This is a genomic window from Nonomuraea muscovyensis, assembly GCF_014207745.1.
GTDB classification, from domain to species: domain Bacteria; phylum Actinomycetota; class Actinomycetes; order Streptosporangiales; family Streptosporangiaceae; genus Nonomuraea; species Nonomuraea muscovyensis.
The window spans coordinates 1,262,131-1,287,509 of sequence record NZ_JACHJB010000002.1; the positions used below are offsets into that span (position 1 = coordinate 1,262,131).

At 72.7% G+C, this 25,379-nt stretch carries 28 protein-coding genes; 14 read left to right on the forward strand and 14 right to left on the reverse strand.

Annotated elements, in window-relative coordinates; genetic code table 11:
- Positions 1 to 6: 6 nt before the first annotated feature.
- Together FHU36_RS22505 and FHU36_RS22510 are read right to left on the reverse strand one after the other, a co-directional pair.
- Positions 7 to 840, reverse strand: coding sequence for an arginase family protein (locus FHU36_RS22505; RefSeq protein WP_185085892.1), 834 nt, complete (start codon positions 838 to 840; stop codon positions 7 to 9).
- Between the two features lie 100 nt (positions 841 to 940).
- Positions 941 to 1,462 carry a MarR family winged helix-turn-helix transcriptional regulator gene (locus tag FHU36_RS22510; protein ID WP_185085893.1) on the reverse strand — a complete coding sequence of 174 codons (522 nt, stop codon included), beginning with the start codon at positions 1,460 to 1,462 and terminating at the stop codon, positions 941 to 943.
- Positions 1,463 to 1,557: 95 nt separating this feature from the next.
- On the opposite strand from FHU36_RS22510, the gene FHU36_RS22515 reads away from it, so the two are divergent.
- The 5 genes from FHU36_RS22515 (at position 1,558) to fmdA (ending at position 5,960) form a co-directional block, all read left to right on the forward strand.
- Entirely contained in the window at positions 1,558 to 2,229 is a 672-nt protein-coding gene (locus tag FHU36_RS22515) for an FMN-dependent NADH-azoreductase (RefSeq protein ID WP_185085894.1), read from the forward strand.
- A 34-nt stretch (positions 2,230 to 2,263) separates the two neighbouring features.
- On the forward strand, positions 2,264 to 3,052 hold the full coding sequence (locus FHU36_RS22520) for an SDR family NAD(P)-dependent oxidoreductase (RefSeq protein WP_185085895.1): 789 nt from the start codon (positions 2,264 to 2,266) through the stop codon (positions 3,050 to 3,052).
- Between the two features lie 462 nt (positions 3,053 to 3,514).
- The gene (locus FHU36_RS46890) at positions 3,515 to 3,793 is read left to right on the forward strand and encodes an FmdB family zinc ribbon protein (RefSeq protein ID WP_185087528.1); all 279 of its coding nucleotides are present in this window, start codon (positions 3,515 to 3,517) and stop codon (positions 3,791 to 3,793) included.
- Between the two features lie 175 nt (positions 3,794 to 3,968).
- A complete protein-coding gene (locus FHU36_RS22530) occupies positions 3,969 to 4,631 on the forward strand; it encodes an AmiS/UreI family transporter (RefSeq protein WP_185085896.1) in 663 nt (220 codons plus the stop codon).
- A gap of 81 nt (positions 4,632 to 4,712) precedes the next feature.
- The gene (gene fmdA / locus FHU36_RS22535; protein ID WP_185085897.1) at positions 4,713 to 5,960 is read left to right on the forward strand and encodes a formamidase; all 1,248 of its coding nucleotides are present in this window, start codon (positions 4,713 to 4,715) and stop codon (positions 5,958 to 5,960) included.
- Positions 5,961 to 6,343: 383 nt separating this feature from the next.
- Here the strand turns inward: fmdA and FHU36_RS45805 are convergent, their stop codons facing one another.
- Positions 6,344 to 6,466, reverse strand: a complete 123-nt coding sequence (locus FHU36_RS45805) for a hypothetical protein (RefSeq protein WP_281394323.1) — start codon at positions 6,464 to 6,466, stop codon at positions 6,344 to 6,346.
- A gap of 714 nt (positions 6,467 to 7,180) precedes the next feature.
- Between FHU36_RS45805 and FHU36_RS22540 the strand changes: the two genes are divergently transcribed.
- Both FHU36_RS22540 and FHU36_RS22545 read left to right on the forward strand, forming a co-directional pair.
- Entirely contained in the window at positions 7,181 to 7,609 is a 429-nt protein-coding gene (locus FHU36_RS22540; protein ID WP_185085898.1) for a hypothetical protein, read from the forward strand.
- A 278-nt stretch (positions 7,610 to 7,887) separates the two neighbouring features.
- The gene (locus FHU36_RS22545) at positions 7,888 to 8,880 is read left to right on the forward strand and encodes a glycoside hydrolase family 113 protein (RefSeq protein WP_185085899.1); all 993 of its coding nucleotides are present in this window, start codon (positions 7,888 to 7,890) and stop codon (positions 8,878 to 8,880) included.
- Positions 8,881 to 9,179: 299 nt separating this feature from the next.
- Here the strand turns inward: FHU36_RS22545 and FHU36_RS22550 are convergent, their stop codons facing one another.
- On the reverse strand, positions 9,180 to 10,025 hold the full coding sequence (locus FHU36_RS22550) for an MmyB family transcriptional regulator (RefSeq protein ID WP_185085900.1): 846 nt from the start codon (positions 10,023 to 10,025) through the stop codon (positions 9,180 to 9,182).
- Between the two features lie 150 nt (positions 10,026 to 10,175).
- Between FHU36_RS22550 and FHU36_RS22555 the strand changes: the two genes are divergently transcribed.
- Positions 10,176 to 10,577 carry a hypothetical protein gene (locus FHU36_RS22555; RefSeq protein WP_185085901.1) on the forward strand — a complete coding sequence of 134 codons (402 nt, stop codon included), beginning with the start codon at positions 10,176 to 10,178 and terminating at the stop codon, positions 10,575 to 10,577.
- 145 nt (positions 10,578 to 10,722) lie between these two features.
- On the opposite strand, the gene FHU36_RS22560 is transcribed toward FHU36_RS22555, so the two are convergent.
- Together FHU36_RS22560 and FHU36_RS22565 are read right to left on the reverse strand one after the other, a co-directional pair.
- Positions 10,723 to 11,523: an alpha/beta fold hydrolase gene (locus tag FHU36_RS22560; protein WP_185085902.1), complete on the reverse strand. Its 801-nt coding sequence runs from the start codon at positions 11,521 to 11,523 to the stop codon at positions 10,723 to 10,725.
- 160 nt (positions 11,524 to 11,683) lie between these two features.
- Complete coding sequence (locus tag FHU36_RS22565; protein WP_221496528.1) at positions 11,684 to 12,193, reverse strand: hypothetical protein; 510 nt, start codon at positions 12,191 to 12,193, stop codon at positions 11,684 to 11,686.
- Positions 12,194 to 12,618: 425 nt separating this feature from the next.
- On the opposite strand from FHU36_RS22565, the gene FHU36_RS22570 reads away from it, so the two are divergent.
- The 3 genes from FHU36_RS22570 to FHU36_RS22580 all read left to right on the forward strand — a co-directional run bounded on the left by FHU36_RS22570 (position 12,619) and on the right by FHU36_RS22580 (position 14,302).
- Positions 12,619 to 13,245 (forward strand): NTF2-like N-terminal transpeptidase domain-containing protein, encoded by a 627-nt coding sequence (locus tag FHU36_RS22570; RefSeq protein ID WP_185085903.1) that lies wholly within the window; start codon positions 12,619 to 12,621, stop codon positions 13,243 to 13,245.
- 32 nt (positions 13,246 to 13,277) lie between these two features.
- Entirely contained in the window at positions 13,278 to 13,454 is a 177-nt protein-coding gene (locus tag FHU36_RS22575) for a hypothetical protein (protein ID WP_185085904.1), read from the forward strand.
- An 86-nt stretch (positions 13,455 to 13,540) separates the two neighbouring features.
- Entirely contained in the window at positions 13,541 to 14,302 is a 762-nt protein-coding gene (locus tag FHU36_RS22580; protein WP_185085905.1) for an SDR family oxidoreductase, read from the forward strand.
- A gap of 12 nt (positions 14,303 to 14,314) precedes the next feature.
- On the opposite strand, the gene FHU36_RS22585 is transcribed toward FHU36_RS22580, so the two are convergent.
- On the reverse strand, positions 14,315 to 15,145 hold the full coding sequence (locus tag FHU36_RS22585; RefSeq protein ID WP_185085906.1) for an NmrA family NAD(P)-binding protein: 831 nt from the start codon (positions 15,143 to 15,145) through the stop codon (positions 14,315 to 14,317).
- 21 nt (positions 15,146 to 15,166) lie between these two features.
- Positions 15,167 to 15,847: an SDR family oxidoreductase gene (locus tag FHU36_RS22590; RefSeq protein WP_185085907.1), complete on the reverse strand. Its 681-nt coding sequence runs from the start codon at positions 15,845 to 15,847 to the stop codon at positions 15,167 to 15,169.
- 181 nt (positions 15,848 to 16,028) lie between these two features.
- On the opposite strand from FHU36_RS22590, the gene FHU36_RS22595 reads away from it, so the two are divergent.
- Positions 16,029 to 16,898: a LysR family transcriptional regulator gene (locus tag FHU36_RS22595; RefSeq protein ID WP_246502537.1), complete on the forward strand. Its 870-nt coding sequence runs from the start codon at positions 16,029 to 16,031 to the stop codon at positions 16,896 to 16,898.
- Positions 16,899 to 16,971: 73 nt separating this feature from the next.
- Here FHU36_RS22595 and FHU36_RS22600 read toward each other — a convergent pair whose 3' ends face one another.
- Positions 16,972 to 18,204, reverse strand: a complete 1,233-nt coding sequence (locus tag FHU36_RS22600) for an MFS transporter (protein ID WP_185085909.1) — start codon at positions 18,202 to 18,204, stop codon at positions 16,972 to 16,974.
- 56 nt (positions 18,205 to 18,260) lie between these two features.
- Positions 18,261 to 18,587 carry a winged helix-turn-helix transcriptional regulator gene (locus tag FHU36_RS22605; protein ID WP_185085910.1) on the reverse strand — a complete coding sequence of 109 codons (327 nt, stop codon included), beginning with the start codon at positions 18,585 to 18,587 and terminating at the stop codon, positions 18,261 to 18,263.
- 122 nt (positions 18,588 to 18,709) lie between these two features.
- Between FHU36_RS22605 and FHU36_RS22610 the strand changes: the two genes are divergently transcribed.
- Together FHU36_RS22610 and FHU36_RS22615 are read left to right on the forward strand one after the other, a co-directional pair.
- Positions 18,710 to 19,600: an NAD(P)-dependent oxidoreductase gene (locus tag FHU36_RS22610; RefSeq protein ID WP_185085911.1), complete on the forward strand. Its 891-nt coding sequence runs from the start codon at positions 18,710 to 18,712 to the stop codon at positions 19,598 to 19,600.
- A gap of 31 nt (positions 19,601 to 19,631) precedes the next feature.
- Positions 19,632 to 20,003 carry a DUF488 domain-containing protein gene (locus FHU36_RS22615; protein ID WP_185085912.1) on the forward strand — a complete coding sequence of 124 codons (372 nt, stop codon included), beginning with the start codon at positions 19,632 to 19,634 and terminating at the stop codon, positions 20,001 to 20,003.
- Positions 20,004 to 20,047: 44 nt separating this feature from the next.
- On the opposite strand, the gene FHU36_RS22620 is transcribed toward FHU36_RS22615, so the two are convergent.
- The 4 genes from FHU36_RS22620 to FHU36_RS22635 all read right to left on the reverse strand — a co-directional run bounded on the left by FHU36_RS22620 (position 20,048) and on the right by FHU36_RS22635 (position 25,340).
- Positions 20,048 to 20,575, reverse strand: a complete 528-nt coding sequence (locus FHU36_RS22620; RefSeq protein ID WP_185085913.1) for a hypothetical protein — start codon at positions 20,573 to 20,575, stop codon at positions 20,048 to 20,050.
- Positions 20,576 to 20,647: 72 nt separating this feature from the next.
- Positions 20,648 to 21,229: a CAP family protein gene (locus tag FHU36_RS22625; protein WP_185085914.1), complete on the reverse strand. Its 582-nt coding sequence runs from the start codon at positions 21,227 to 21,229 to the stop codon at positions 20,648 to 20,650.
- 252 nt (positions 21,230 to 21,481) lie between these two features.
- Complete coding sequence (locus FHU36_RS22630) at positions 21,482 to 22,960, reverse strand: glycosyltransferase family protein (protein ID WP_185085915.1); 1,479 nt, start codon at positions 22,958 to 22,960, stop codon at positions 21,482 to 21,484.
- Between the two features lie 382 nt (positions 22,961 to 23,342).
- Positions 23,343 to 25,340 (reverse strand): hypothetical protein, encoded by a 1,998-nt coding sequence (locus FHU36_RS22635; RefSeq protein WP_185085916.1) that lies wholly within the window; start codon positions 25,338 to 25,340, stop codon positions 23,343 to 23,345.
- Positions 25,341 to 25,379 lie beyond the last annotated feature (39 nt).

Genomic DNA, 25,379 nt, shown 5'->3' on the forward strand with positions numbered 1-25,379 from the left:
TAGCCCTTACATACCGGCCCAGAGCGGGCTGAGGGCGTCGAGCAGCTCGCCGGGCGGCACATGCCGGCCGGTGGCGCGGTCGAACCCCTCGTACTCGGCGAACTCCGCCCCGACGAGCGGGGAGGCCGCCGCCACGGCCAGGCAGACGGCGTGCAGGTCGTCGAGCTTCAGCCCGCCCGGCACCCGATAGTCGGTGGGCACGATGCCCGGCTCCAGCACGTCGCAGTCGAGGTGCAGGTAGACGGGCCGGCCGTCGAGCCACTCGCCCAGCTCTCCGGCCAGGCCGGGGCCCGGCGGCAGGCACGCGATCCGGCCGCCCTCGACGGCGGCCGTCTCGGCCGGGTCGAGGTCGCGGGCGCCGACGAGGACCGCCCGCCCGTGGCCGATCCCGGCGCCGTGGCCGGAGTCCCACCAGCCGAGCGGCCCCGACAGGGCCATGCCGCCCAGGTAGCCGGTGCCGGTGGTGTCCGGGGTGTGGATGTCGCCGTGGGCGTCCATCCACACGACGACGGCGTCCGGGTGCCGCGCGGTCACCACGGGCAGGGTGGCGAGGGCCGCGGCGCACCGCGACAGCGCCCCGTACGGCCGGTGACCGGCCGCGAACACGGACCGGTACCGATCGGCCAGCGCGGCGAGGTCCGGGCCGGCCGCGGCGAGCGCCTCCTCCCAGGCGCCCTCCGGGACGGCGGCGGGCACGCCGACGGCCTGCGCGGGCACGGCCAGGCGTTCGGCGAGCGCCCGTCCGAGCGTGCCGGCGGCCGTCATGGCCAGGTCGTTGTGGTCGCCGCACGGGGCCTGGTAGGTGACGACGGCGGGGGTCACGGCCGGGTTGTCGAGCATCGTTTTCCTGTCTTTCTCCGTCTTCCGGCGAGTGGTGGGGCCACCCACCGTTCGCCCGCGGCCCGCCGGGGCACGTATCGGGCCGGGCCCGCTGGAGGCGTCAGGGGCGGGCCACCTCCGCGGGCGGGCAGGCGGTCTCGGGCGGGCGGCCGTCCTCGATCCGGGCCACGGGGTCACCCACCAGCCGCCGCAGCGCCTCGCGCAGCGCCCGGCCGGCCGACGCGTCGAGGTCGGCCAGCAGGCGGGCCTCGACCGCCTCGACGTCCGCGCGCGCGGCGTCCAGCACGAGGCGGCCTTCGGGGGTCGCCTCCACGATGCGGGCCCTGCGGTCGGCCGGGTCCGGCCGGCGGCGCACCAGTCCGGCCGCCTCCAGCTCGTCGATGATCAGGACCAGCTTGCTCTTGTCCACCGACACCGCCTGGGCGAGCGCGAGCTGGTTGCGCGCCGGGGCCTCGGCGACCGCCATCAGGACGGTGTAGCCCCACAGGCTCATGCCGTGGGCCTGGACGACGGCGGTCTCGGCGGTGGCCAGGGCCTGCTTGAGCCGGGCGAACACCCAGTGCAGGTCGTCGTGCAACCGCCCGGGCGAGGTCTGGTCGTCGGCGGGAGAACGCGTGGCCATGCCGGCCAGGATAGCAGCACGTCTAGATAGTCTTGATTTGAAATCATTTTGCTTTACTCTTATCTTGCTCTCGGATCATCTATGAAGGGATTCACGTGGCCCACCTGTTGCACCTGGACGCCGGCGCCCGGGCCGGCTCGCTCTCGCACTCCCGCGAGCTCGGCCGGGCCTTCGCGGCCCACTGGCGGACCGCCCACCCCGCAGGGACGTACACCTATCGGGACCTGGTCACCGACCCCGTCGCACCGATCGGCGAGGCACGCGCGCGGCTCGCCCTCGAGTCCTCGCGCCACGGGGTGCGGGACCTCGCGGCCATGGACCGGGTGGCCGCCGCGGCCGGGCTCGCCGAGGAGTGGGCGGCCACCCGGCCCCTGGTCGAGCAACTCCTCGCGGCCGACGTGCTGCTCATCGGCGCGCCCATGTACAACTTCTCGGTCCCCGCCGCGCTCAAGGCCTGGATCGACCGGGTGACCCTGCCCTGGCTGCCGCTCGCCGCCAGGTCGGCCGTCGTCCTCACCGCCCGCGGCGGGGCGTACGGCCCGGGCACTCCCCGCGAGCCCTTCGACTTCCAGGAGCCCTACCTGCGCGCCTACTTCACGGCGCTCGGCCTCGAGGACGTGGAGTTCGTGCACACCGAGCTCACCCACGCCCCGGTCATGCCGTTCCTCGCGGACTTCCGCGACGCCCACGAGACATCCCGGGCCGCCGCACTGGACGCGGTGCGGACCCTCGCCGCCCGCGCCCCGGCCGGGGCGCGCGACGCCTGACCCCACCCACCAGCCCGAACGAGAGGAACCAAGCATGGACACCGAACTCAGGGACCGCGTGGTCCTGGTCACCGGCGCCACCACGGGCATCGGAGCGGCGACCGCCCGCGCCTTCGGGCGCGAGGGCGCCCGGGTCGCCCTCACCTACCGCGGCAACCCCGACCTGGCCCGGAAGGTCGCGGACGACGTCGAGGCCGCCGGCGGGCAGGCCCTCGTGGTCCGGCTCGACCTGGAGGACCCGGCGACCGTCGAGGAGGCCGCCGCGACGGTCGCCCGCCACTGGGGCGGCGTGGACGTCCTGGTGGCCAACGCCGTCCGCTGGGGCGGCGACGGCCCGCCGGACCCGGGCGTCCGCTTCGAGGACGTGCCGATCGAGGAGTGGCGGGCCATGATCGACGCCAACCTGGTCGGCGCCGCCGCCCAGGTCCGCGCGGTGCTGCCCGGCATGCGCGCGCGGCGCTGGGGCCGGATCGTGCTGATCTCCTCCAGCGTCGCGGAGGAGGGACTGCCCGGCCCCGGGCCGTACGGGACCGCCAAGTCCGGCCTGTACGGGCTGGCGCGCGCCCTCGCCTGGGAGGCCGGCCGGGACGGCATCCTGGTCAACGTGGTGGCCCCCGGCTTCACCCTGACCGACAGCCGCCCACCCGTCCCGGCGGCCGTGGTCGACGCCCTGGCCGGGGCCACGCCGACCCGGCGGTTGTCCGGCGCCGACGACGTGGCCAAGCTGGTCGTCTTCCTCGGCTCCGGGGCCAACGGCAACCTCACCGGGGAGGTGGTGCGCGACGGCTCCGCCGCGGCCCGCGCACCGCACCTCGGCGGCTGAGCCAGGGCAGCTGGGGGCGAGGCCGTCGCCGCCCCGCTCGTCGAGCCGCGGCACGGCAATTCGCCAACACGCCGTGCCAAGGCATTTTGGTCCACCCTTGCCGGTCGCCTTGCCCGGACGACGTGCGGCCACCGAACCATGTGCACGGGCCGGCGATCGGCACGCCGCATTTCGAGCGTGGCGTCGGCCGGCCCGCCGGAACGAAACCTGAACGGGCACCCCCGGAAAGTCCCCGCGTTTATCCGGAAAGCATGCCGCGCCTTAAACGACGGCCATCTTTTGCATATGAAACCCGATTCAGGGCCCGCACGCGTCGCGCCCGTCGGCCTTTTCCCCGCGCGCACGATCCGACTCTCACCTTGACACCGAGATTGGCGGAGAGGTTACCTGAAGACATGGCTCAGCTCACAGCAGTTCAGGACGCTGCGGCGAGAAAGAACCTCGATCCTCGTGGGGATGCCCATGGCCACCTATGAGTACCGCTGTCCAGACTGCGGGCGATTCGAGGTGCGCTTGCCCATAGGGACCGCCCAGGCGGTTCACGACTGCCCGCTGTGCCGTTCTCCGGCTCGCCGCCTTTTCACCGCGCCGAGCCTCACCCGACTGTCCCCGGCGATGTCCGCCGCGCTCACCCGAGAGGAGCAGAGCCAGGAAGCACCTGAGGTGGTCACGAGCGTGCCTTCGGAGCGGCAGCGGCGACGACCGCCGCATCCGGCACTGTCGCGCCTGCCTCGGCCTTGATCAACTGAACGTCGCGTTCGCAAACGCCCGGACCGACCACGCACCACGCCTCCGCGAGGCATCCCGAGAGTTCTCGGATGCGGCCACGGTGACCACTCCGCCCCAGGCGAGTGCCCGGTCTCGTGGCGTTACCGAACCACACCGCCCGTCCCGGGCATGAGGAGGTGCGTCGTTGATGGGAGCCGTCGGACTGCTGTACGTGGGCGCGGTACTCTTCCTCAACGGTTTGATGCTCCTGGGAAAGGTCGAACCACGCGCGGCCGGGGTCTTCAATCTCTTCGTCGGAGCCATGCAGGTGATCACGCCCACCGTGCTGATCATTTCCAATCCCGACGACACGGCCGTGATCCTCGGCGCGTCGGGGATCTATCTCTTCGGGTTCACCTATCTCTATGTGGGGATCAATCTGCTGGGAGGCTTCGACACCACAGGGGTCGGTTACTTCTCGCTCTTCGTGGCCGTCATGGCCCTCGGATACTCCTACGCCAACTTCCAGATCCTCGGCGATCCGGCCTTCGGAGTCATCTGGCTCTACTGGTCTTTCCTGTGGGGACTCTTCTTCGTACTGCTCGGATTGAAACGCGCGCAGATCACCAAGTACACGGGCTGGGTCACGGCGATCCAGGGATGGGTCACGGGCGCGATTCCGGCATTCATGATCCTCACCGGGTACTGGCGTAACACCAATCTCCTCGCGATGATCCTCGCCGCCTTCGGCCTGGTGGTGTTCCTGGCACTGTGGCCGCTCACGAAACGCGGCGAACCGGCCGGCAAGGCGCCGAGCAGCGAGGAGCCCACAAGGGCCGGGGAGCGCGCGCATCGCCCTCGATGGACTTGACGGAGCCCACCGAATTCGAAAAGAGGTGAGGCAACACGCTTACCCCCGAAGGGAGTCATCCATAAAAGAAGGGCAGCTATCATGCCGAAAGTAGTATTCAGCATCGACCAGTCGAAGCCGATGCGCGACCAGGCGACTCCGGGTCACAACCGCTGGCACCCAGACATTCCCGTGGCGGAAATGGTACGCCCCGGGGAAGAGTTCAGAGTCGAATGCCGCGAATGGACGGACGCCCAGATCGGCAACAACGATTCAGCGAACGACGTACGGGATGTCGACCTGAGCGTCGCGCACGTGCTGAGCGGGCCCATCGGGGTCGAGGGCGCGGAGCCCGGAGACCTCCTCATCGTCGACATCCTCGAGCTGGGGCCGGTTCCCCAGGAGACCGGGGACGCCCCCGGGCAGGGATGGGGGTACACCGGCGTCTTCGCCAAGGGGAACGGCGGCGGATTCCTGACCGACTACTTCCCCGATTCCTACAAGGCGATCTGGGACTTCCACGGCCAGGTGGCCACATCCCGCCACCTACCGGGAATTCGATACACCGGCATCACCCACCCCGGGCTCTTCGGCACCGCGCCGTCGGCCGAGTTGCTCAACTCCTGGAACCGCCGGGAGCAGGCGCTCATCGACACCGATCCACAGCGCGTTCCGCCGCTCGGCCTGCCGCCACTGTCCGACAACGCCCTTGCCGGCACGGCGAGCGGCGATGTGGCGCAGCGCATCGCCGCAGAGGGGGCACGCACCGTACCCGCGAGGGAGAACGGCGGCAATCACGACATCAAGAACTTCACTCGCGGATCACGGGTCTTCTACCCGGTGCACGTCCCTGGCGCCAAGCTGTCCGGGGGCGACCTGCACTTCAGCCAGGGCGACGGCGAAATCACCTTCTGCGGCGCCATCGAGATGGGCGGCTACATCGACTTCCACGTCGACCTCATCAAGGGCGGCATGGAGAAGTACGGCGTCACGACCAACCCCATCTTCATGCCGGGGAACGTGGAGCCGCGCTACTCCGAGTTCCTCACGTTCATCGGGATCTCGGTCGACCACGACACCGGTACCAACTACTACCTCGACGCCACGGTGGCCTATCGCAGGGCCTGCCTCAACGCCGTCGAGTATCTCAAGAGGTGGGGCTACAGCGGCGAACAGGCCTATCTGCTGCTCGGCTCGGCGCCGATCGAAGGGCGTGTCAGCGGGATCGTCGACATCCCCAACGCATGCTGCTCGCTCTACCTGCCCACCGCGATCTTCGACTTCGACGTACGCCCGAACATGGAAGGGCCCGTCAGGCAGGACCGCGGCAGGTGCGCCGTGACGAGTTGACCGCCACGACGTGCCGGAGACGCCGGCTCTCCTGAGAGCAGGTGACGGTGGCCCCGGGAGATCACATCCAGAGGCCACCCACGGGCCCGGAGTGACGGGGAGGTCGCTGGGACCGGGTTCGCGGCGGTCATCTCGGACAAGGCGATGAGCCTGGTCGTGGTGCCCGCCGCGGCTGCCCGCGCGCCTGGCGGCCTCCTGTCGCGCAAAGCCCGGCGGTGTGCGTCAGGGGGCTCGTGGGCGGGCGGATGCGGGTCGGCGCCGAGCCTGTCTGCCGCGACCTGGCCGCTCGCCGGGCAGACGCGGTGGCCGCACTGCGGGCGCGGCTGGAGCACGCGCGACAAGGGCGACCTGCCCCCGCGGGCCGATCCTGACGTGCTGGCGCGCTACCTGAGCGCGGTGGGCCAGGGCATCTCGGCGCAGGCCACCGGCGGCGCCGCCATGACCTGCTGCGCCAGGCCGCCGCCGAGATCGGCGCGCTGGACCCCCACCACCGCGGTGACGCTCATCGGACGGGCCCTCGCCCTGGCCGGCGCTCGCCGAGGCCGAACGGCGCGTGGCCCACCTCGTCGCGGACGGCCACTCCAAGCCGCTGCCGAGCTGATGGTCTCGCCCAACACCGTGGGCACCCACCTGCGCTCGATCTTCGCAGCCTCCTGCGCGCACCGCCGTCCTCGAACCCCTCCGCCACACCCTGGCCGCCCGGCCGGCGATGCAGCAGGCAACTGCCTTCCTCGCCGCCATGCTCCACCCCGACCCGTCTGGCGCCCGGATGATTGATACCGGCACCCTGAATGTCTGCGGTTCTCGAGGGTGTCCGGATCCGCTTGTGACGGCGGAAACGAGCCTCCATCGTCCAGTGGTGCTCAAGGCCCTGTTCGACGCGCGCCGTTCATCGTCCCCGGCGACTTCTCGTACGCCTCATACCGGCGCCGCCCAATGCCGATCAATTAATATTCAGGCAAACTTTTCCATGAGCTACTCGTCTCGCCGGAGATCGTGCCCGGCCGGCCGTTGCCGCCTCGCGCTTCAGGTCGAAGGCCGGACCGGGGGCGTGCGGAGTCTTCCAGCGAGGCTTCCGCCATCACTTCGCGACCATCAACGCGGCCATCCCTGGTTCGGAAAAGAGGTAAAAATAACGTTATCCTTCGGTTATGTGCCCGAGTGCGCTGGCGCGACTCCAAGAACAGGTGTGCGCGCCTTCCGCTTCGAAAGGTTGATCAATGTACGACGACGCCGTGTGGGTCCGAGGCGTGACAGGCATCCAAATGCACCACACCACGGATCTCCAGGACGCCACCCGATTCCTGAGCAATGCGGTGATGGCGTTGCGGGCCGCGCACGTGCGAACCGGCGACGAGCAGTACTCCGTCCTCGCCTCTCAGCTCAAGACCATGGCGGCGGAGACGCGGACCCTGGAGAGCCAGGCCCGTGCGCGGATGCATGGGTTGCACTCGTCGGATCCTGAGCAGTTCGTCCGCTGCCGCGATGGGCACGAGCCGTGGCCCGACGAGATCCAGGCCGGCTTCGTTCCTCGCCACACCTGCAAGGACCAGTGTCTGTACCACGACCACGATGTCCTCAACGCCATCATGCAGTGCACCTGCGGGCAACCCCCGTGCCGGGCATGCGCCATCGGCGGCACGCCGTGACCTCGGGCGGCACCAAGCCCTGCCCCTGAGCGGCGACCAGCCGGCACCGGGCATGCCTCCTCCGAAGACGGCCCGGGCGAGCGCGAGGCCGAGGAACACCGCGCCGAGTCCGGCGGTGACGCCGGCGGCAGCCCGCTGGGCCGGCGAGCACACCGGTTGCCTCGGAAGGACGGGGGTGGCCCGCGTGGTGGGGACGAAAGTCTCCGGGGGCACCGACTTCGGTCTACGGCGTCCCGGGGCCGGCGGCCGGGCGGCCCAGTGGCGGCGACACTGTGGCCATGAGCCTGGCCGTGAGGGGCATCTCCTACCTCGTCGACGACGCCGGTGACGACGCCGTCGGCCGGGACATGCGGGTGATCCGCGACGAGCTCCACTGCACCACCGTGATGCTGATCGGCACCGACACGCGGCAGCAGTTCACGGCTGCGCGGCTCGCCCTGGAGGCCGGGCTCGACGTCCACCTCCGGCCGTACCTCGCCGACCGGCCCCGCCCGGCGCTGCTGGCGCACCTGGCGGCGACCGCGCGGGAGGCTGAGGAACTGCGCACCCGGCACCCCGGCAGGGTGACGTTGCTGGTGGGCGGCGAGTTCTCGCTCACCTCGCCCGGGATGGTGCCGGGACCGCGGGTCCTCATCCGCCTGCAGGTGCTGCTGCGGTGGCGGCGGTGGTTCGACCGCCGGATCACCCGCAGGCTCGACGACCTGCTCGACGCGGCGGTGGCCACGGCCCGCCGCCACTTCCACGGGCCCGTCACCTATGCCGCCGCCTTCTGGGAGAAGGTCGACTGGTCCCGCTTCGACGTCGTCGGCGTGAACCTGTACCGCTTCGGTCCCGACCCGGACGCCTACGAGCGTCGCCTGCGCGGGCTGCTCGCCGAGGCAGGCGACAAGCCGGTGGTGGTCACGGAGTTCGGGTGCGGCGCCTTCGCCGGCGCGGAGCGGCGCGGGCCCGGCTCGTTCCTGATCGTGAACTGGTTCGCCACGCCGCCGCGCGTCAAGGACGGGTACGAACGCGACGAGCCCACACAGGCCCGCTACCTCACCGAGCTCATCGACCTCTACGCCGGCCACGGCGTCCACGGGTGTTTCGTCTACACCTTCGCCATGCCGGGCTTCCCGCACCGGGACGGCGATCCGCGCCACGATCTGGACATGGCGGGCTTCGGCGTGGTGAAGGTCTCCCCCGGCGACCCCTCCCGGTGGGAGCCGAAGGAGTCCTTCCACGCGGTGGCGGGCCGCTACGCGCGTCTGGCCATCGCAGGGCGCGGGTAGTTCGGCTCAGCCTCGGGGCGGGTGGCCGGTCAGCATCGCGCCGGCAGCCCGTCGAGGTGGCGGGGCAGGTCGCCGAGGAAGGAACGCAGCGCCGAGCTCGATGCCTGCGTGCTGGGGCATGTACGCGACCGGCCGGCCGATCTCGACTCCCGCATCGGCGGCCTCCAGCGGGTACGGGCCTCGCGCTCGGCGACCTCCTGGACGCCTCCGCCCGCCTGCGCGCACCCGCCCCGGCGGGCTGAAGCTCCGCACCCGGTCCCGGCAGGGCGGCTGGTCCGGCGCGCGAGTGGCTGAGCCGCTCACGCGCCGCCGACGAGACCCTCGCCGTGCGCCGGCAGGTCGTGGCGGGCGGCTGACAGGCCGCGCAGGGCCGTGGCGGTGAACTCGTCGAGGGGGTAGAACAGCTCGATCGCCAGCTCCGACAGCGTCACGTCGGCCGGGGCGCCGAAGGTGGCCATGGTGCTGAACATCGACAGCTCGCCGAACGGCGTCCGCACCCGCAGCGGCACCTGGATCGGCCCGACGTCGCCGGTCGGGTCCTCCTCGGCGGGCGCGGCGGGCGCGGGATAGTGGCTCACCTCCTCGTACAGGGCGCGCAGGTCGGCGTCGCCGGTGGCGTTGACCTGGCGCCGCAGCCGTTCGAGGAACAGGGTCCTGACCTCGCCGAGGTTGGCCAGCCTCGCGGACAGGCCGTCGGGGTGCAGGGTCAGCCGGAACACGTTGGGCCGCGGCCGGAGCAGGTGGGGCGGGATGCCGTCCATGAGGACGGTCATGGCGTGGTTGCCGTCCAGCACGTTCCACAGGCGGTCGACCACGACGGCGGGGTACGGCTCGTGCGCCGCCAGCATGGTGTCGACGGCGGTGCGGACGGAGGCCAGGTAGGCGTCGTCGAGGCTGCTCTCCCGGTAGGCGGGGGCGTAGCCGGCGGCCAGCAACAGCGTGTTGCGCTCGCGCAGCGGCACGTCCAGGGCGGCCGACAGGCGCAGCACCATCGTCCGGCTCGGGTGGGCGCGCCCGGTCTCGACGTACGACAGGTGCCGGGCCGAGCTGTCGGCCAGCAGCGCCAGGTCGAGCTGGCTGAGCCGGCGCCGCCGCCGCCACTCCCGCAGCAGGGTGCCGACCTGCGACGGTTTCCCCTCGCTCATGCCGGCTCCTCGCTCATACCGGCTCCTCGTTCATGCCAGGAGGATAGCGACCCGCCGGACCGGCTCCGGCATGACCTCGGAGGTCATTGAGCCGCTGACCTCCGTCCTGGCACGGTGTGCGCGTACGTCCCCCGAGGTGAAGGAGTTCTCATGCACGCGGAGCCGGACCTGCTGCGCCGGGTGTTGCGGATCGACGGCTGGAGCACGGCCGTCTTCGGCGTCGTGCTGCTGGCGGGCGCCGTGCCGTTGCGGGAACCGCTCGGGCTGCCGACCTCCTGGTCCGTCCCGTTCGGGGTGGCCATGCTGGGCGGGGCCGCCGCCCTCGGCCTCATCGCCGGCCACCCGCGCATCTCCGTCCGCCACGCCGCCTGCGCCGTGGCGGGCAACGCGGTGTCGTGTGTGGCGCTGCTGGCGCTGGTGTTCTCAGGGGTGCTGCCGCTCACCGGCCTGGGCGTGGTGTTCATGCTGTCAGGGGCGGTTGTGGTCGCGGTCTACGCCGCGCTGGAGTACGCGGGACTGCGGCGTCTGACGGGCGTTCTGGCCGCCGGCTGACGAGCCGTGCGGCCCGGCCGGTCCGGGCGGGAGCGGGCACGCCCTTCCCGCCCGGGCCGCCGCGCGCCACGCGAGGGCCCCCTTGCGCAGCACCCCGGCCAGGGGTGCCACGCGAGGACCTTGGGCAGCACCCCGGCCGGAGGTGCTACGCGAGGACCTTGCTCAGCACCTCGGCGAACTCGGCAGGCCGGTCGGCGAACCCGGCGTGCTCGCCGGGGAACTCGACGAGCGGCGTGCCGAGCAGTTCGGCCAGCGCCGTGGACGTCCGCCGGGTGATCAGGCGTCCCGACTCGGCGCCGAGGCCGACGACGACCCGGACCGGACCGGACCGCAGCGCGGCGGCGTCCGGCACGTACCGGGTGGTGCCGCGGAGTTCGTGGGCGAAGAAGCGGGCGCTGTCGGCGAGGTCCTGCTCGCTCGGCTTCTCGTCGGCCGGGCCGGGGACGTCGTCCTCCCCGTACCCGGCGTTGGCCATGAACTTCCGCCACGCGGCGAACAGGCCCTCCCGGTGGAAGGTGTCGATCATGTCCTCCACCGCCGCGCGCTGCTCGGCGACGTCGGGCAGCAACTCCAGCAGGGGCGGCTCGTGCGCGACGAGCGTCCGGACCCGGGCGGGATGCCGCTCGGCGAGCGCGAGCCCGGTCACCGCGCCGCCGCTGCTGCCGAACACGTCGGCCGACTCGGCGCCGAGGGCGTCGAGCAGGGCGGCGACGTCGTCGGCCCGCAGCTCCGGCGTGGACTCCTGCTCGGGGTCGTCGAGCCTGCTTCCGGCGATGCCGCGTGGGTCGTGGGTGACGACGGTGTGGGCGGCGGCGAGCGCGTCGGCCACGGGCGCGAACGCGGCGGCGCCCATCGGCGAGCCCATCACCAGCAGCAGGGGGCCCGCGCCGCGGACCTCGTAGTGCAGGCGGGCGCCGGGGACGGTGAGGGTGTGGGTGCTGGTCATGCTGGGCGGTCCTTCCGTACAGGGTCGTCCCGCAGGTCGCGGGGGTTTCGACAGGTACGACTCCGCCGGGGGCGCGAAATCGTCGCTCGACTTGTGCCCGTGTGCTGGTTCACCGCCCCGCGCGGAAGCGGAGGGGATCGGGAGGGGCGTACCCGCCGGTTCAGGGCGAGACGAGCCGAACGATCGCGGTGCCGTCCGCCCCTGCCACCACCTGTAGGACGACCGCTCCTTCCCTCCTGCCCGGCGGCTTGCCCGCCGGGCCGCACGAACTGCTGCTGCCGTTGCGGTGGAAGACGACGACGCAGCCGCTGCCCTCGCCGCTCACCTCGCCGCTCGTTCTGCTGTTCCCCGAGGTCACCTTGTAGCCGACCTCGTTCTTGCCGACCTTGGTCAGGGACAGCTTCGCGGGACCGTCCGGGATCTCGAAGCGGATCGTCACCGGTTCGGACACCGCGATCTCGCAGTTCCCGTCGGTGCACGCGTCGGGGTCGCTGCCGTCAGCCGTGGTCACCGCCGGGGACGGGGTGGGCGTGGCGCGGGACGGGCTCTGCGCGGCACGGGAAATCGGCGGCTCGGCGCTCACGGTGCCTGCGTCGGACGCGTCGGGTTCGCCGGTCTCGCCGCACCCGGCCGCGGCCAGCGCGATGAGCACGGTGAGCGTGGTGAGCACAACCGGCAGAACGCGACCGGCCGCACGTCGCCCGCGCGTGGTCGTATCGGACGTGGTCGGGTCTGACGTGGTCGGGTCTGACGTGGTCGGGTCTGGCATGGCCTTCAGCCCTCGCATCTCGTCCGGAGTCAGGAGACGAGCCTGGTGTCCGCAGGGTGGGATGTCGCCCACGCTGAGGCTTTCTCATCCTATAAGCCCTGGTCGCGGCGGGCGGTGGCGGTCCGCCGGATCTCTTGTGGCGGCTTGCGGAACGAGACCGCTCAACCTCTCGGGCGTGCGTCTCGAAGTCGTCTTCCAGGAGCTTTTCGACGCGATTCTCTTCGGCGGTGGCCGCGCCGACCAGGTCCACCCGGTAGCGGGTCAGCGGCGTTGGGCGACCTGGTCAAGGTGGATGCATCGCGACCCAACGCCGATAGGGTTGCCCGATGTCCGTCCGTCCTCCACGGTGGCGGCAGACAGGGATCATCATCGTCGTCGCCCTGACTGCCGTCCTCGGTCTTGGCGCTGCCGTCTACCTGTCGGTGCGCACCAAAGGCACGCCCCGGGAGACGGCGACCGCGTTCCTGGCGGCCTGGCAACGCGGCGACCTACCCGCCATGAAGGCCCAGGTGCTCGAACCGCCCCGAGGCTTCGACGGCATCTACGACACCTTCACCAAGGGCTCACAGGCCAAGAAGATCACCATCCAGCTGATCCGCGTCCGGCCCCAGGCCGACCGGGACTTCGGGGAGACCACCACCTACCACGCCACGTTCTCCGTCACCCTCGATGGCCCGGTCCCCTACTCCTACGACGCGGACCTGCAGGTCATCGATTTCGAGCGCGCCTGGAAGGTCCACTGGACCCCGACGGCGATCCACCCCGGCCTGCAGGAGATCGGCTCCAGCGAGGTACGGCAGATCCGCGTCGTACCCCAACCCGACGGTTCCTCCCGCCTGGTCCTCCTGGAAACACGAGCGAAGGGAGAACAGGCAGGGTCCCTCTTCGCTGACGAAGGCCTCAAACTGGTCGCGACCCTGGCCGACTCGGCCCAGCCCGAGGTCACCAACTAACAGGCGGCGTTTCATGCGGCTTGAGCCACTCGTTGAGCTGGCTGGCGCCGCCGCCCATCCGGATCGTCGAGACCACCACCGGCAGCGCCTGGCCTGCCTGCCGCCGCGAGCTCGACCGGGGCGGGCAGGAACGCGGCGAGTTCGGGGACGTCCATCCCTCCATGGTGCCCGGGGGACGCCGGCCCCAGGGTGGGCGTCACCCTGGCTGAATCGCCGGTCAGCGGGGACTGTGGAAGAGAAGGGGAGCCGGCGCCCGGCCCTCCCGGCTCGGCACCGCAGGGGAAGGAACCACCTCATGACCACCGACTCCACCTCAGGCACCGGCGGGACGCCCCGCGTCGCGATCGTCACCGGCGGCTCGCGCGGCATCGGCCGCGAGATCGTGCGCCGCCTGGCCGCCGACGGTTACGCCGTCGTGGTGAACTACGCGGGCAACGCGGACGAGGCCGAGGCCGCCGTCGACGAGGCCGTCAAGGCCGGCGGCCAGGCGATCTCGGCGCGGGCCGACGTGGCCGACGCGGACGCGGTCGCCGCCATGTTCGACGCGGCCGAGTCGGAGTTCGGCGGCGTGGACGCGGTGGTGCACGCCGCGGGCCGGATGCACCTGGCGCCCATCGCCGACCTCGACCTGGACGTCCTGGACAGCCTGCACCGGACGAACATCCGCGGCACGTTCGTGGTGGCGCAGCAGGCGGCCCGCCGGACCCGGCCGGGCGGCGCGATCCTGCTGTTCTCCACCTCGGTGATCGGCCTGGCCCTGCCCACGTACGGCGCGTACACCGCCAGCAAGGGAGCCGTGGAGGCGATGACGATGGTGCTGGCCCGCGAGATGCGCGGCCGGGACGTCACCGTCAACGCCGTCGCGCCCGGCCCCACGGCCACGGCGCTGTTCCTGGACGGCAAGGACCGGGAGACCATCGAGCGGATGGCCGCCCAGCCGCCGCTGGAGCGTCTGGGCACGCCGGCCGACATCGCGGAGGTCGCCGCGTTCCTCGTCTCGCCGCGCGGCCACTGGGTCAACGGCCAGGTGGTCCGGGCGAACGGCGGCATCGTCTGACACCGCCACCTCTCAGCCGAAGGCCGCCGCGTGCGCGCGGGCCCACTGCTCGAAGGTGCGGGGCGGGCGGCCGGTCACGTCCTGGACGGCCGGGCGCACCACCGACTCGTCCAGGGTGCCGGTGACGTAGAAGTCGAAGAAGGCGTCGACGTACTCGACCGGCGTGGTCTCCAGCATCTCGCGGCGGGCCTCGTCGTCCGGCTGCGCCTCGAACCGGAGGTCCCGGCCGAGCACCGAGGCGAGGATCCGCACCCGGTCGGCCGCCCGCAGGGCCACCGGGCCGGTCGGCTGGTGGACGCGTCCCTCGTGGCCGTCGTCGGTGAGCGCGCGCGCCGCGACGGCGGCGACGTCGTGCGGGTCCACGACGGCCATCCGCACGTCCGCGAACGGGACGCGCACGACGTTCCCGGCCCTGAGCTGCGGGATCCACTGGAAGGTGTTGGACATGAACGCGCTGGGACGCAGGAACGTCCACGGGATCCCGGACTCGCGCACGGCCCGCTCCGACTCGGCCATGTAGCGGCTGATGGCGTTGCCGGTGTCGCCGCTGCCCGCCGAACCGCCCGACAGCAGCACCACGCGTTCCACGCCCGCCCGGCGCGCGTCGGCGAGCAGTTCGGGCAGTCCGGGGTAGCCGGGCAGCAGGAACAGGCCGTGCGCTCCGTCGAGGGCGGGCCGGACCGACTCGGGCCGGCTCAGGTCCCCGCTGACGTATTCGACGCCCTGCTGCGGCTCGGCCCGGGAGGCGTCACGCGTCAGCGCCCGTACGGGCGTGCCGGCCGCGGCCAGCGCGCGGACCACTTCGGCGCCCACGTTGCCCGTGGAGCCCGTCACCACGATCATTTATTGCGGTCCTTTCAGAGTTCACCAGGGCAGGGGACGGCCGTCGCGGAAGAAGCCGCCGGTCGGGCCGTCACCGGGCAGCGTGGCCGCCCAGACGATCCCGGCGGCGCCCTCGGCGACGGGACGGCCGCCGGGCCCGCCCATGTCGGTGGCGACCCAGCCGGGGCAGATGGCGTTGACCAGAACGCCGTCGGCACGCAGCTCGGCGGCCAGCATCCGGGTCAGGGCGTTCAGCGCGGCCTTCGACAGGGCGTAGGCGGGAGTGCCGCCGCCCATGCTGGTCAGCGATCCGGCCTCGCTGGAGACGTTGACCACGCGGGGGTGGCGGCTCCGCCGGAGCAGCGGCAGCAGGGCCTGGGTCAGCCGCCACGGGCCGTACACGTTGGTCTCGGCCGCCTCGCGGACCACGTCCAGATCGGCGGTGACGGCGCGCTGCCAGGTGTCGTAGGTGATGGCGGCGTTGTTGACCAGCACGTCCAGCCGCCCGTACCGGTCGCCGATCTCCTGGGCGAGCCGGGCGGCGGCGGCCGGGTCCGTGACGTCGAGCCGCATCGGGTGCACGTCCGCGCCGAGCTCCCGGGCGGCGGCGGTGGCCGCCTCCAGCGACCTGGCGGTGAGCAGGACGGTGTGGCCGAGCCCGGCGAGCTGCCGGCACACCTCCTTCCCGATGCCCCGGTTCGCGCCCGTGACGAGGGAGATCACCGGGCGTCCCCCGCGGCTGCCGGGGCCGTCCACGCCGTCCGCGCGCAGACCTCGGCGGTGGCCGGCCGGTCCTCGACCGCGCTCATGGGCACTCCTCTCGTGACGAACGCGATCATCCTGCCCGCTGGGTGTTTGAGGCGTCCAATATCTGTTTAGATAGCCGTCAGTTATGGACGCTCACTTGAGAGATCTGCGCTACTTCGTGGCCGTCGCCGAGGAGCTGAGCTTCACCCGGGCCGCCGAACGGCTGTACGTCTCGCAGCCGGCGCTCAGCAAGCAGATCCGGCAGCTGGAGGAGTCGCTGCGGGTCAGGCTGTTCGACCGGGACCGGCGGACGGTGGCGCTCACCGCGCCCGGCCGGGCGCTGCTGCCCGCCGCCCGCGAGCTGCTCGACCGCTGGGCCGAGGCGCAGCGCCAGGTCAGCGACGCGGCCGCCGCCGAGGCCGCCGTCCTCACCGTCGGCATGTCGACCAGTGTGGGCCGGGGCCTGCTCGCACCGGTGCGCGCGCTGTTCCAGGAGCGCCGGCCCGGCTGGCGACTGGAGATCCGCCAGGTCAACTGGGACGACGCCACGGCGGGGGTGGCCGCCGGCGAGGTGGACCTGGCGTTCGTCTGGCTGCCCCTCCCGGCCCCGGAGACGCTCGCCGTGCACGTCGTGGCGCGCGAGCCGCGCTGGGTCGCCTTCCGCGAGGACCACTGGCTCGCCGGACGCGCCGAGGTGGCCTTCTCCGAGCTTCTCGACGAGCCCTTCCTGGCGCTCCCGGAGGAGGCAGGGCCGCTGCGCGCGTACTGGCTGGCGCTCGACGAGCGCGCCGGCCACCCCGTGACCGTGGGCGCCACCGTCTCCAACGCCGACGAGACGTTCACGGCCGTGGAGGAGGGCTGCGGCATCGTGCTGCTCGCCGCCGGCAACGCCGCCATCTACCAGCGGCCCGGCATCGGCGCCGTGCCCGTCACGGGGCTGTCGCCGTGCGAGCTGGCCGTCGCCTGGAGGCCCGCGGACCACCGGCCGGTGATCCGCGACTTCGTCGACGCCCTCGGCTCCGCCTAGCCTCCGGCCGCCGCGGCGCTCGCGCTCCTCATCTGGGGCACGGCCCGGTGGACCCCCGGAGGCGCCCGCCGGGTCACGGGAGGCGGTGGTAGGCGAGCAGGGCGCAGGCGGCGAGCGCGCAGGCCGCGGCGACGGCGGCCATCACCCAGCCGTACCCGGCGACCTGGGCCAGGACCATCGCGCCGAGCGGGGCGGCGGCCCGGTCGGCGACGGCGAACACGGCGACGCGGCCGGACAGGCTGGCGTAGGCCGCGGTGCCGTACCGCTCGGCCAGCAGGTGGGGCAGAGTGATGGTGCCGACGCCGAACCCGAGGCCGAACAGCAGCACGCACCCGGCCGCGCCCGCCGCCGTCCGGCCGGCCAGCGGCAGCAGCGCGACGCCGACGCCCTGCAGGACGAAGACCGCCGCCGCGACCGGCGCGGCGGCCCAGCGGCGGCGCAGCCCGGTGGTGACCACGCGGCCCGTCACCGACAGCACGCCGAGCAGCCCGGCGACGGTGGCGGCGAAGACGGGCGGGTGGCCGAGGTGCACGAGGTAGGTCACCAGCAGCACGCCGATGACGGCGACCGCGCCGCCGTGCGCGGTGAACGCGGCGACCAGCAGCCAGAACGGCCGCGCCCGCACCGCCGTCCTGACCAGGCCGGCCCGCCGGGCCGGCCGGAGCGGCGCGGCACCCGGGCGGGGCCGGCGGACCACGAGGGCGTGCAGCGGCACCGCCGCCGTCCCGTACACCAGGGCGAGCACCACCAGCGCCTGCCGCCAGCCGTACCGATCGGCCAGCAGGCCCGTGAGCGGCAGGAAGACGGCCGACGCGAACCCGGCGACGATCGTTACGGCCAGCAGCGCGTTCGCCCTGTGCCGGTCGTGGCCGTCGAACCAGGCGACGATGACGGCGAAGGCCGGCTCGTACAGCACCATCGCCGAGGCGACGCCGAGGACGGCGAACACCGCGTAGAGCTGCGGCAGCGTGCTGACCTGGGACCAGCCGAGCACGGCCGGCACGGCCAGCGCCGACCCGGCGGTCATCACCCCGCGCCCGCCGCGCCGGTCGAGCCGGCGGCCGACCAGGGGCGCGCAGGCGGCACTGGTCAGCACCGCCAGGGTGAGGGCGGCGGCCACCTGGGCGCCGCTCGTGCCCAGGTCGCGGGCCATGGGGGTGAGGATGACGGAGAAGGCGTAGTAGAGCACGCCGTACCCGAGGGTCTGGGTGACGGCGAGCGCGGCGACGACGCGCCGGCCGTGACGCGACCGGGCCCGGCCGCTCCCGCCGGCGGCTGTCGCGCCGGGTTCGGTGGCAGAGGTCACGGTGGTTACGTGCCCGGCCGGGCGGCGGGCCGACCTGTGACCTGCGTCCCACCCGCTCAGAACAGGGACCGGATGCGCTCCATGTGCTCCTCGCCCCACTCGCCGAGCGGCATCATCGCGGTGTTGAGCGAGTGGCCGAAGTCGGTCAGCGAGTACTCAACCTTGGGCGGCACCTGGTGGTGGGCCTCGCGGTGCACCAGACCGCCGGCCTCCATCTCGCGCAGTTGCAGGATCAGCACCCGTTCGCTGATGCCGGGAACGGCCCGCCTCAGCTCGCCGAAGCGCAGCGGCCCCTCCTGGAGCGCGAACAGGATCAGCCCCTTCCACTTGCCGCCCATGAGGGCGATGGCGGCGTCGAGCCCGCAGGTGAAGGTCCTCGTCATCGTCTCTCCCACGAACATGAATGTCAGTACCTGACAAAATAGTAGGTACTTGATGAGATGTGCGCGACCCCCGAGCATGAGAACGCATATCACCCGTCTGACACAGATCGAGGAGAACGAGCATGTCCGAGGACAACCGCGCACCGGTGACCGTGCTGGGGCTGGGCTCGATGGGCCGGGCGCTGGCCGAGGCGTTCCTCCGGGCCGGGCACCCGACGACCGTGTGGAACCGCAGCGCCGCCAAGGCCGCGCCCCTCGTCGCCCGGGGCGCCTCCCACGCGCCGGACGTTCGGGTCGCGGTCGCCGCGAGCCCCCTGGTCGTCGCCTGCCTGACCACCTATGACGCCACGCTGGAGGCCCTGGCGCCGGCCGCGGCGGACCTTCCCGGCCGCGACCTCGTCACCGTGAACAGCGGCACTCCGGCCGGCGCCCGCCGGATGGCCGCGTGGGCCACCGGGCACGGTGCCCGGTTCCTCGACGGGGCGGTCAAGAACGTGCCCGCCGCCGTCGGCCGCCCGGACACCCTGCTGTACTACAGCGGCGACAGGGCCGTCTTCGACGACCACGAGGCGACGCTCAGGGCGCTGGGCGGCGACACCGTACACCTGGGCGAGGAGGCGGACCTGGCCGCCCTGTACGAGATGGCCGTGGGGGGCACCCTGCTGCCCGCCCTACTCGGCTTCTTCCAGGGCGCCGCGATGGTCACGGCGCGCGGCCTGGAGGCGAGCACGCTGGTGCCGTACACCGTCAAGTGGCTGGAGATGATCGGCTCCGTGCTGCCGGACCTGGCCGAGGAGATCGACACCGGCGACTACACCGAGCCCGCCTCCTCCATCGGCATCTTCCACGCGGCGGTCGCCGAGGAGCGCCTCCTCGGGCGGGAGGCGGGTGTGGACGCCTCCTGGCAGGAGCCGATGTACGACCTCCTCGAACGCGCGGTGGCCGAGGGCCGCGCCGAGCACAGCGTCTCGGCCCTGGTCGAGCTGCTCAGGAGGCGCCCGCGGGCCGCATGACGGGCTTAGCCTGGGACGAAGGGGGGCGCTCATGGCGAAGGGTGACGTGCGGGTACGCCGGGTGTACGCGGAGCCGGACGGCGACGACGGCGCCAGGGTGCTGGTCGACCGGCTGTGGCCGCGGGGGCTGTCCAAGGCCGCCGCCCGGCTGGACGCGTGGTGCAAGCCGGTCGCGCCGTCCACGGAGCTGCGCACCTGGTACGGCCACGCGCCCGAGCGCTTCGCGGAGTTCGCCCGCCGCTACCGGGGCGAGCTGGCGGAGCCGGAGCGGGCCGAGGCGCTGGCCGGCCTGCGTGAGCTGGCCTCGGCCGGGACGTTGACGCTGCTGACCGCGACCAGGCAGCCGGAGATCAGCGAGGCGGCTGTGCTCGCCCAGGTGCTCCGGCAGCCCGAGGACGGGTGACCCGCCCCGTCCCTCGCCGACCCGCCGCTCGGCACGCAACCGGCTCAGGCGGACGCGCGCAGGACGCTGATGGCCGCCAGCAGCTCGTCGCGGTTGCCGGCCGCCTTCATCCAGCCGGGCAGCCGCTCCAGCAGGGTCTGTGACCCGGCCGGCACGGGCCGTTCGCGCAACCGTGCCCCCACGTATCCCTCCAGCAGGTCGAGGTGGGCGACGTTGTACGCCCACAGCGTCCGCCCGCCGCAGCACCGGCGCCGCAGCCACAGCGGCAGCCCGAAGTAGGGGTCGTACGGCCCGCCGAGCCGGGGCACCACGAAGGGCCCGCCTGATGTGAAGTAGGCGTCTCCCAGGCCGCTGCGCCACTCCCGCGGCGCCCACTCGGCGGCGTGCCCGCATCCGCCGCAGGTCAGCCGGTGTGGGGCGGTCAGCCACCCGACGGCGTACCGGTGCGCGTCGCGGTCGGCGGGCCTGATCGTGACCGCCGCCCGGCCGTCGCACCGGGGGCAGCGCACGAGGATCTCGCGGGCGAAGTGCCACAGCCGCACGCCCGGGTCGCGGAACCTGCTCTCGCTCATGGCCACCATGATCCCAGCAGGGCGCCCGCGGCTCCGGCGGGCGGCCGGAGCCCGGACACCGTGGTGGCGTCGTCACCGGGGCGGGAGGACGTTCTCCCGGTAGGCGTCGGACACGTTGCCGGGAGCCTGGTAGACGCAGACCACGTACGTCTCGTGCCCCCGGGCGCCCCGCCCCGCGGCCCGCGCGCAGCCCAGCCGGGTCGTCGCCTTCCAGACCACCTGGGTGAACAGGCCCGTGCGGGAGGAGAAGCCCGGGTTGCGGTAGTCGTAGGACCCGCTGCCCTCGTACCACTTCCGCACGCCGTCCGCGCAGGACGCCACCCGGCCGGCCGAGGATGTCTGGAACCAGTACTGGTTCTCGCCGTAGTCGGCGCCGAGCCCGCTGTGTCCGCCCCGCAGCCCGTCGTACCGGGTGACGTGGGTGACCCGCTGCTTGGCGTAGGCGACGAGTGCCTCGTCGACCGTCAGGGCCGGCGCCCGGTGGCGGGCCCGCAGGGCGTTGTGGGAGGTGAGGCAGTCGTTCTGGAAGGCCGCGTCCATGCGGAGCGGCAGGGGCGGGCGGGCCCACGCCGAGGCGGCCGGCCCGGCCACGATCACCAGCGCGGCGAGAGCGCTCACGGTCGTCGCCGCCTTGACTGTCCGGCGGAAGGGCATCTCGTCTCCGTTCCGTTCGCACCTCGTCAGGCCGTTTTGCCTGGTCAGTGGGGCAAGGCGCGAACAGATAGAAGATCTCAGCCCGGTGACGGCACGACGATGTCGGTGGCGGACAGCCTCCGGGGCGCGGATTTGCGGCGTGGCGCGTGTAACGAGCAGGCGCGGGCCCGCGAAGTGCGGGCACAGGCGGCATAACACCCGAAGGACGACGGTCACGCGTCGTACGGCGACAGGCCGCAGGTCACCGGCGCGTCAGGGAGCCGGAGGATCCGACGGCAGGTACGCGAACCACTGTCCCGGCCGGACATCCTGCAGCGGCCGCCTTTCCCAGGCCAGCAGGAACGGCGCCGGAACCGAACGGCCCCGGTCCACGGCGATCACCTGCTTCCCCGCGGCCTCGGCGCCGCGCACCGCGGTGGGCACGTCGCCCTGCCTCGGCCAGTTCAGGACGGTGTGCCCCTCGCAGCCCATCCGGTAGGCGATCTGCACCGCGTGCTCGCCGTACACGAGGCACGGAGGGTGGACGCGCAGGCTCTCCAGACCCCGGGCGACCCGCACCTCGGCCTCTCTCTTGGCCAGCCGAGGTGCGACGATCTTGTCCAGCGTCACACCCTGCAGGGTGCAGTGCGCGAGGAAGCCCGCGGCGACCAGGCAGGCGCCGGCCCTTCGCGGCGCTCTCCCCCGGGCGCCCTCCAGCAACGCGAGTGCGCCGTGCGCGATCGGGAAGGCCAGCAGCGCGTACGTGGGAAGCAGGAAGCGGGGCGCCGCGTACCCGACCAGGAAGACGTAGGGCACGGCCAGCGACACGCCGGCCAGGGCCGGCACCAGGGATTCGGCCGACAGGCCACGGCGTCGGGCCGCGTACAGACCGAGCAGGACGAGGACCGGGATCACGCTCCACCACAGCACCCAGGACGACACGGCGGGCCCGCAGTGCGCGGGAGGCCGGCACAGGAGCGGGCCGTTCAGCGCTCGGGCGTGCTCGTACAGCGTGAAGTGCAGCCCGGTCTCGTTGGCGGCTCCGGCGGCCTGCCAGCGCGCGAGCGGCCCGCCGAACCTGACGTACGCCTCGACGATCCAGTCCGCCCATCCGGCGGCGAACCCGGCGACCAGCGCGATCGCCGCTCGGGGCCGCCGCCATCCCGGCACGGCGAGCGCCGACCCCAGCGCGAGGACGAGCCAGATGCTGTCGGGAGGCCTCACCAGAGCCACCGCCGCCACGCACAGCGCCAGCCCCGCCACGGAGCCGCGACCGCCCCCCGGCCGCACACAGCGCAGGAAGAACCCGACGGCGGCCACCGCGCCGAACGCCACCCACATGTTCGGCATGGCCTCGTTGCCGTAGAACAACGCCAGCCACAGCGACGCGAACAGCAGCGCCGCCAGAGGGGCCACGGCCCCTGGACGGAGCCGCAGCCACGTCCCGAACGACGCGTACAGCGCCAGGGCCGACAGCAGGCACAGGTAGACTCGCAGGGCCTCCGTCGAGGACGTCACCAGCGTGACCGGCGCGACGATCAGGGTGATCCCGCGGGCCCGAGGGGCGATGAACTCGACCGTGGGCACGCGGGGGTCGACCTGGCTGACGTAGACCACCTCGTCCCAGCCCAGCCCCATGCCGGGGCCGACCACGATCAGCTGGACGATCCCGTAGCAGCCGGTCACCAGTATCAGCAGCGCCCGCCAGGGGTCGGCCCGCAGCCACGAGCGCATCGACGCGTTTGGTCTCATGAGGCACTTCTTAGCGCCGCTCCCTGCGCGGGCGCGGGCGCGACGAGGAGATTTGCCGCAAGAGATGCGCAGCCATGACGCTGTTCCGGCGGAGCGGGAGCCATGGCACAGCCCGCGGTCGCCCGGATCGGCGAGGTCGTCCACCAACAGCCCCCGGCCCGGCTTCGCCTTGGGCGCGGTGATCGTCGTCGGCCTGTCCCAGTTCCGGCGCTGCGTGGCCAGGTGGCCCCGCAGGATCCGGTCGTGTCCGAGCCCCGGAACCTCGGGCCGCGGGTGCGCGTAGAACCGCCAGCCGACCCGGTACGGCCATCCGCGGTCGTCGTACGTGTACGTCCAGGTCACCTCGGACGTCCCGAGGGCCGAAGGCAGGGTGGCTGACCGGTCAGCGCCACGGGCGGTGGACGATCTTCTTCGTGGAGCGGCCGGGGTAGACGACGATCAGGTGCTCTTCGGTGGGCGCGTCGGGGTCGTCCTCGTCCCACTCGAACGCGCGGGCGTAAACGCGCATCCGGTAGCGGCCGGGGCCGTCGACGGCCAGGTTGGGCAGCGGCCGGAGCGCCCCGCTGTCGCCGCCCTCGGGGTACGGCGGTACGACCAGGCGGCCGCTGCGGCTGACGACGCCCACCTCGACCACCTTGTCCCAGCCTTCGAGCCGGAGCGGTGGGGCGGCGCCGAACGCCTTGACGGTGAGGCACATCGGCTCGTTCTCGCCGTAGGTCGTGATGGCGGCGCTGCTGCCGGCGGCGTCGATGAACCCGTCGTCGATGGCCTTGAAGATGTCGCCACCCGCGCCCTCGGTGCTGTCCCGGTCGTCGAAGACTTCGTAGCCGCCCCCTTCGAAGAGCGAGTACGCGGCCGTGCCCTGCCGCCTTCCTCGCAGCTTCGGCCAGGGGTCGGCACATCGGGCGTTCGCCTGCGTCTGCCACGCGGCCAGCTCCCGCTCCAGCTCTTCCTGCTCGCGTGCCTCGTCCGCCCGCTGCCGGGCGACGACGGCGGGGCACAGGAACTCCAGGGCGTCGCCGAGTTCGCCCGCGCTCGCCGACCCGCCCGCCCGCCGGAGCAACACCTGCCGCTCCTCGACATCGGGCACCGCACACAGCTCCTTGCCGTACGCCAGGACGAGCTGATCCGGCAGGTCCTCGGGGAACATCGGCGTCCCTGTGAAGGCGTGATCCCTGGCGCGGCACAGGAACGCCCGCCGCCGGTCCTCCGGTCGGGTGTCGGCGTATGCCCTGACTTCCTCGCGGCATGCCTCACCCGTGCCGGTGAAGGTGAACCGGGCGCCCTCCTCGGCGCCGACCACGACGAGCGGCAGCACGAGCGCGACGGCGACCGGCAGCCGCGACCCGCGGCCGGTGGCGGGCCGGGCGGCGGTTCCAGCGGCGGGCATGTCGGCGGGCCGGGCGAGCTCGTGCGCGGTGCGCGCCAGCCACACCGTGTAGAGCACGCCGAGCGCGTTCACCACCAGCCCCGGGCCGTCGAACAGCAACTGCTCGCTCCGGACGAGGCTGAGCACGGGGAAGGCCAGCGGGGCGATGAGGGCGGCCCTTCCGATGTTGATCGTGGCGCTGCTCCACCGCCCGTCACGGCGCTGCCCGACGAGGATCATCACTGTGCACCCGAAGTTCGCCAGCCCCAGCAGGCTGATCACCTGGAGCCCGGAGCCGTCGAGGAAGAACAGCAGCGCCGGCGCCAGCACGCCGATCAGGCCGAGCGCGAGGGTGATCGCCCGGAACAGGGCCGAGACACCGGACAGGACCCGCACCAGCAGGATCACCGTGGCGGCCCACACGACCAGGCTCGCGACGTACTCCACGGTGTCGGACAGCACTTCCACGAGCTCCCAGAGCACCAGGTCGCCGGCGACGCCCGCATAGAGCAGGCGCCGAAGCCAGACCACGCTGCGCGGCAACCCCTCGGCGCGTGGCAGCGCGGGACCACGCAGCACCTGCCACAGCATCCACGCGTTGAGCCCGCAGATCCCGGTGAGCAGAGGCCATACCCAGTCTCCCTGCGCCGAGAAGGCCCACGTCGTGGCCGTCGCGGCCACCGACAGCGCCGACAGATCGCCGGACACGGCGGCGAGCGCCGAGGTGACGGCAACGGCGGACAGGTAGAGCGCGACGACGACGGCGGCCACGCGCCCGAAGCGGTATCGGCCGGCGGCGGCCCAGATTCGAGTGACGATTCGGATGATCTTAGTGGTGTGTCCGAGACGCCCGTACATCCTGCCGCCCGGTCCGGGGCGCCTGCCATCAGCCAGGCGCTGGACGTGGAGCATCTGCACGGCCATCGCCGGATCCTGCACGATGCGGGAGAAACGCGGCACACGTGCATCCACTCCCCAGTCCGGTGCCAGCGTGGACGCGCGCTTGCGCATGCTGTCCACCGTCGAGACGGTCGATAGCCACATCGACAA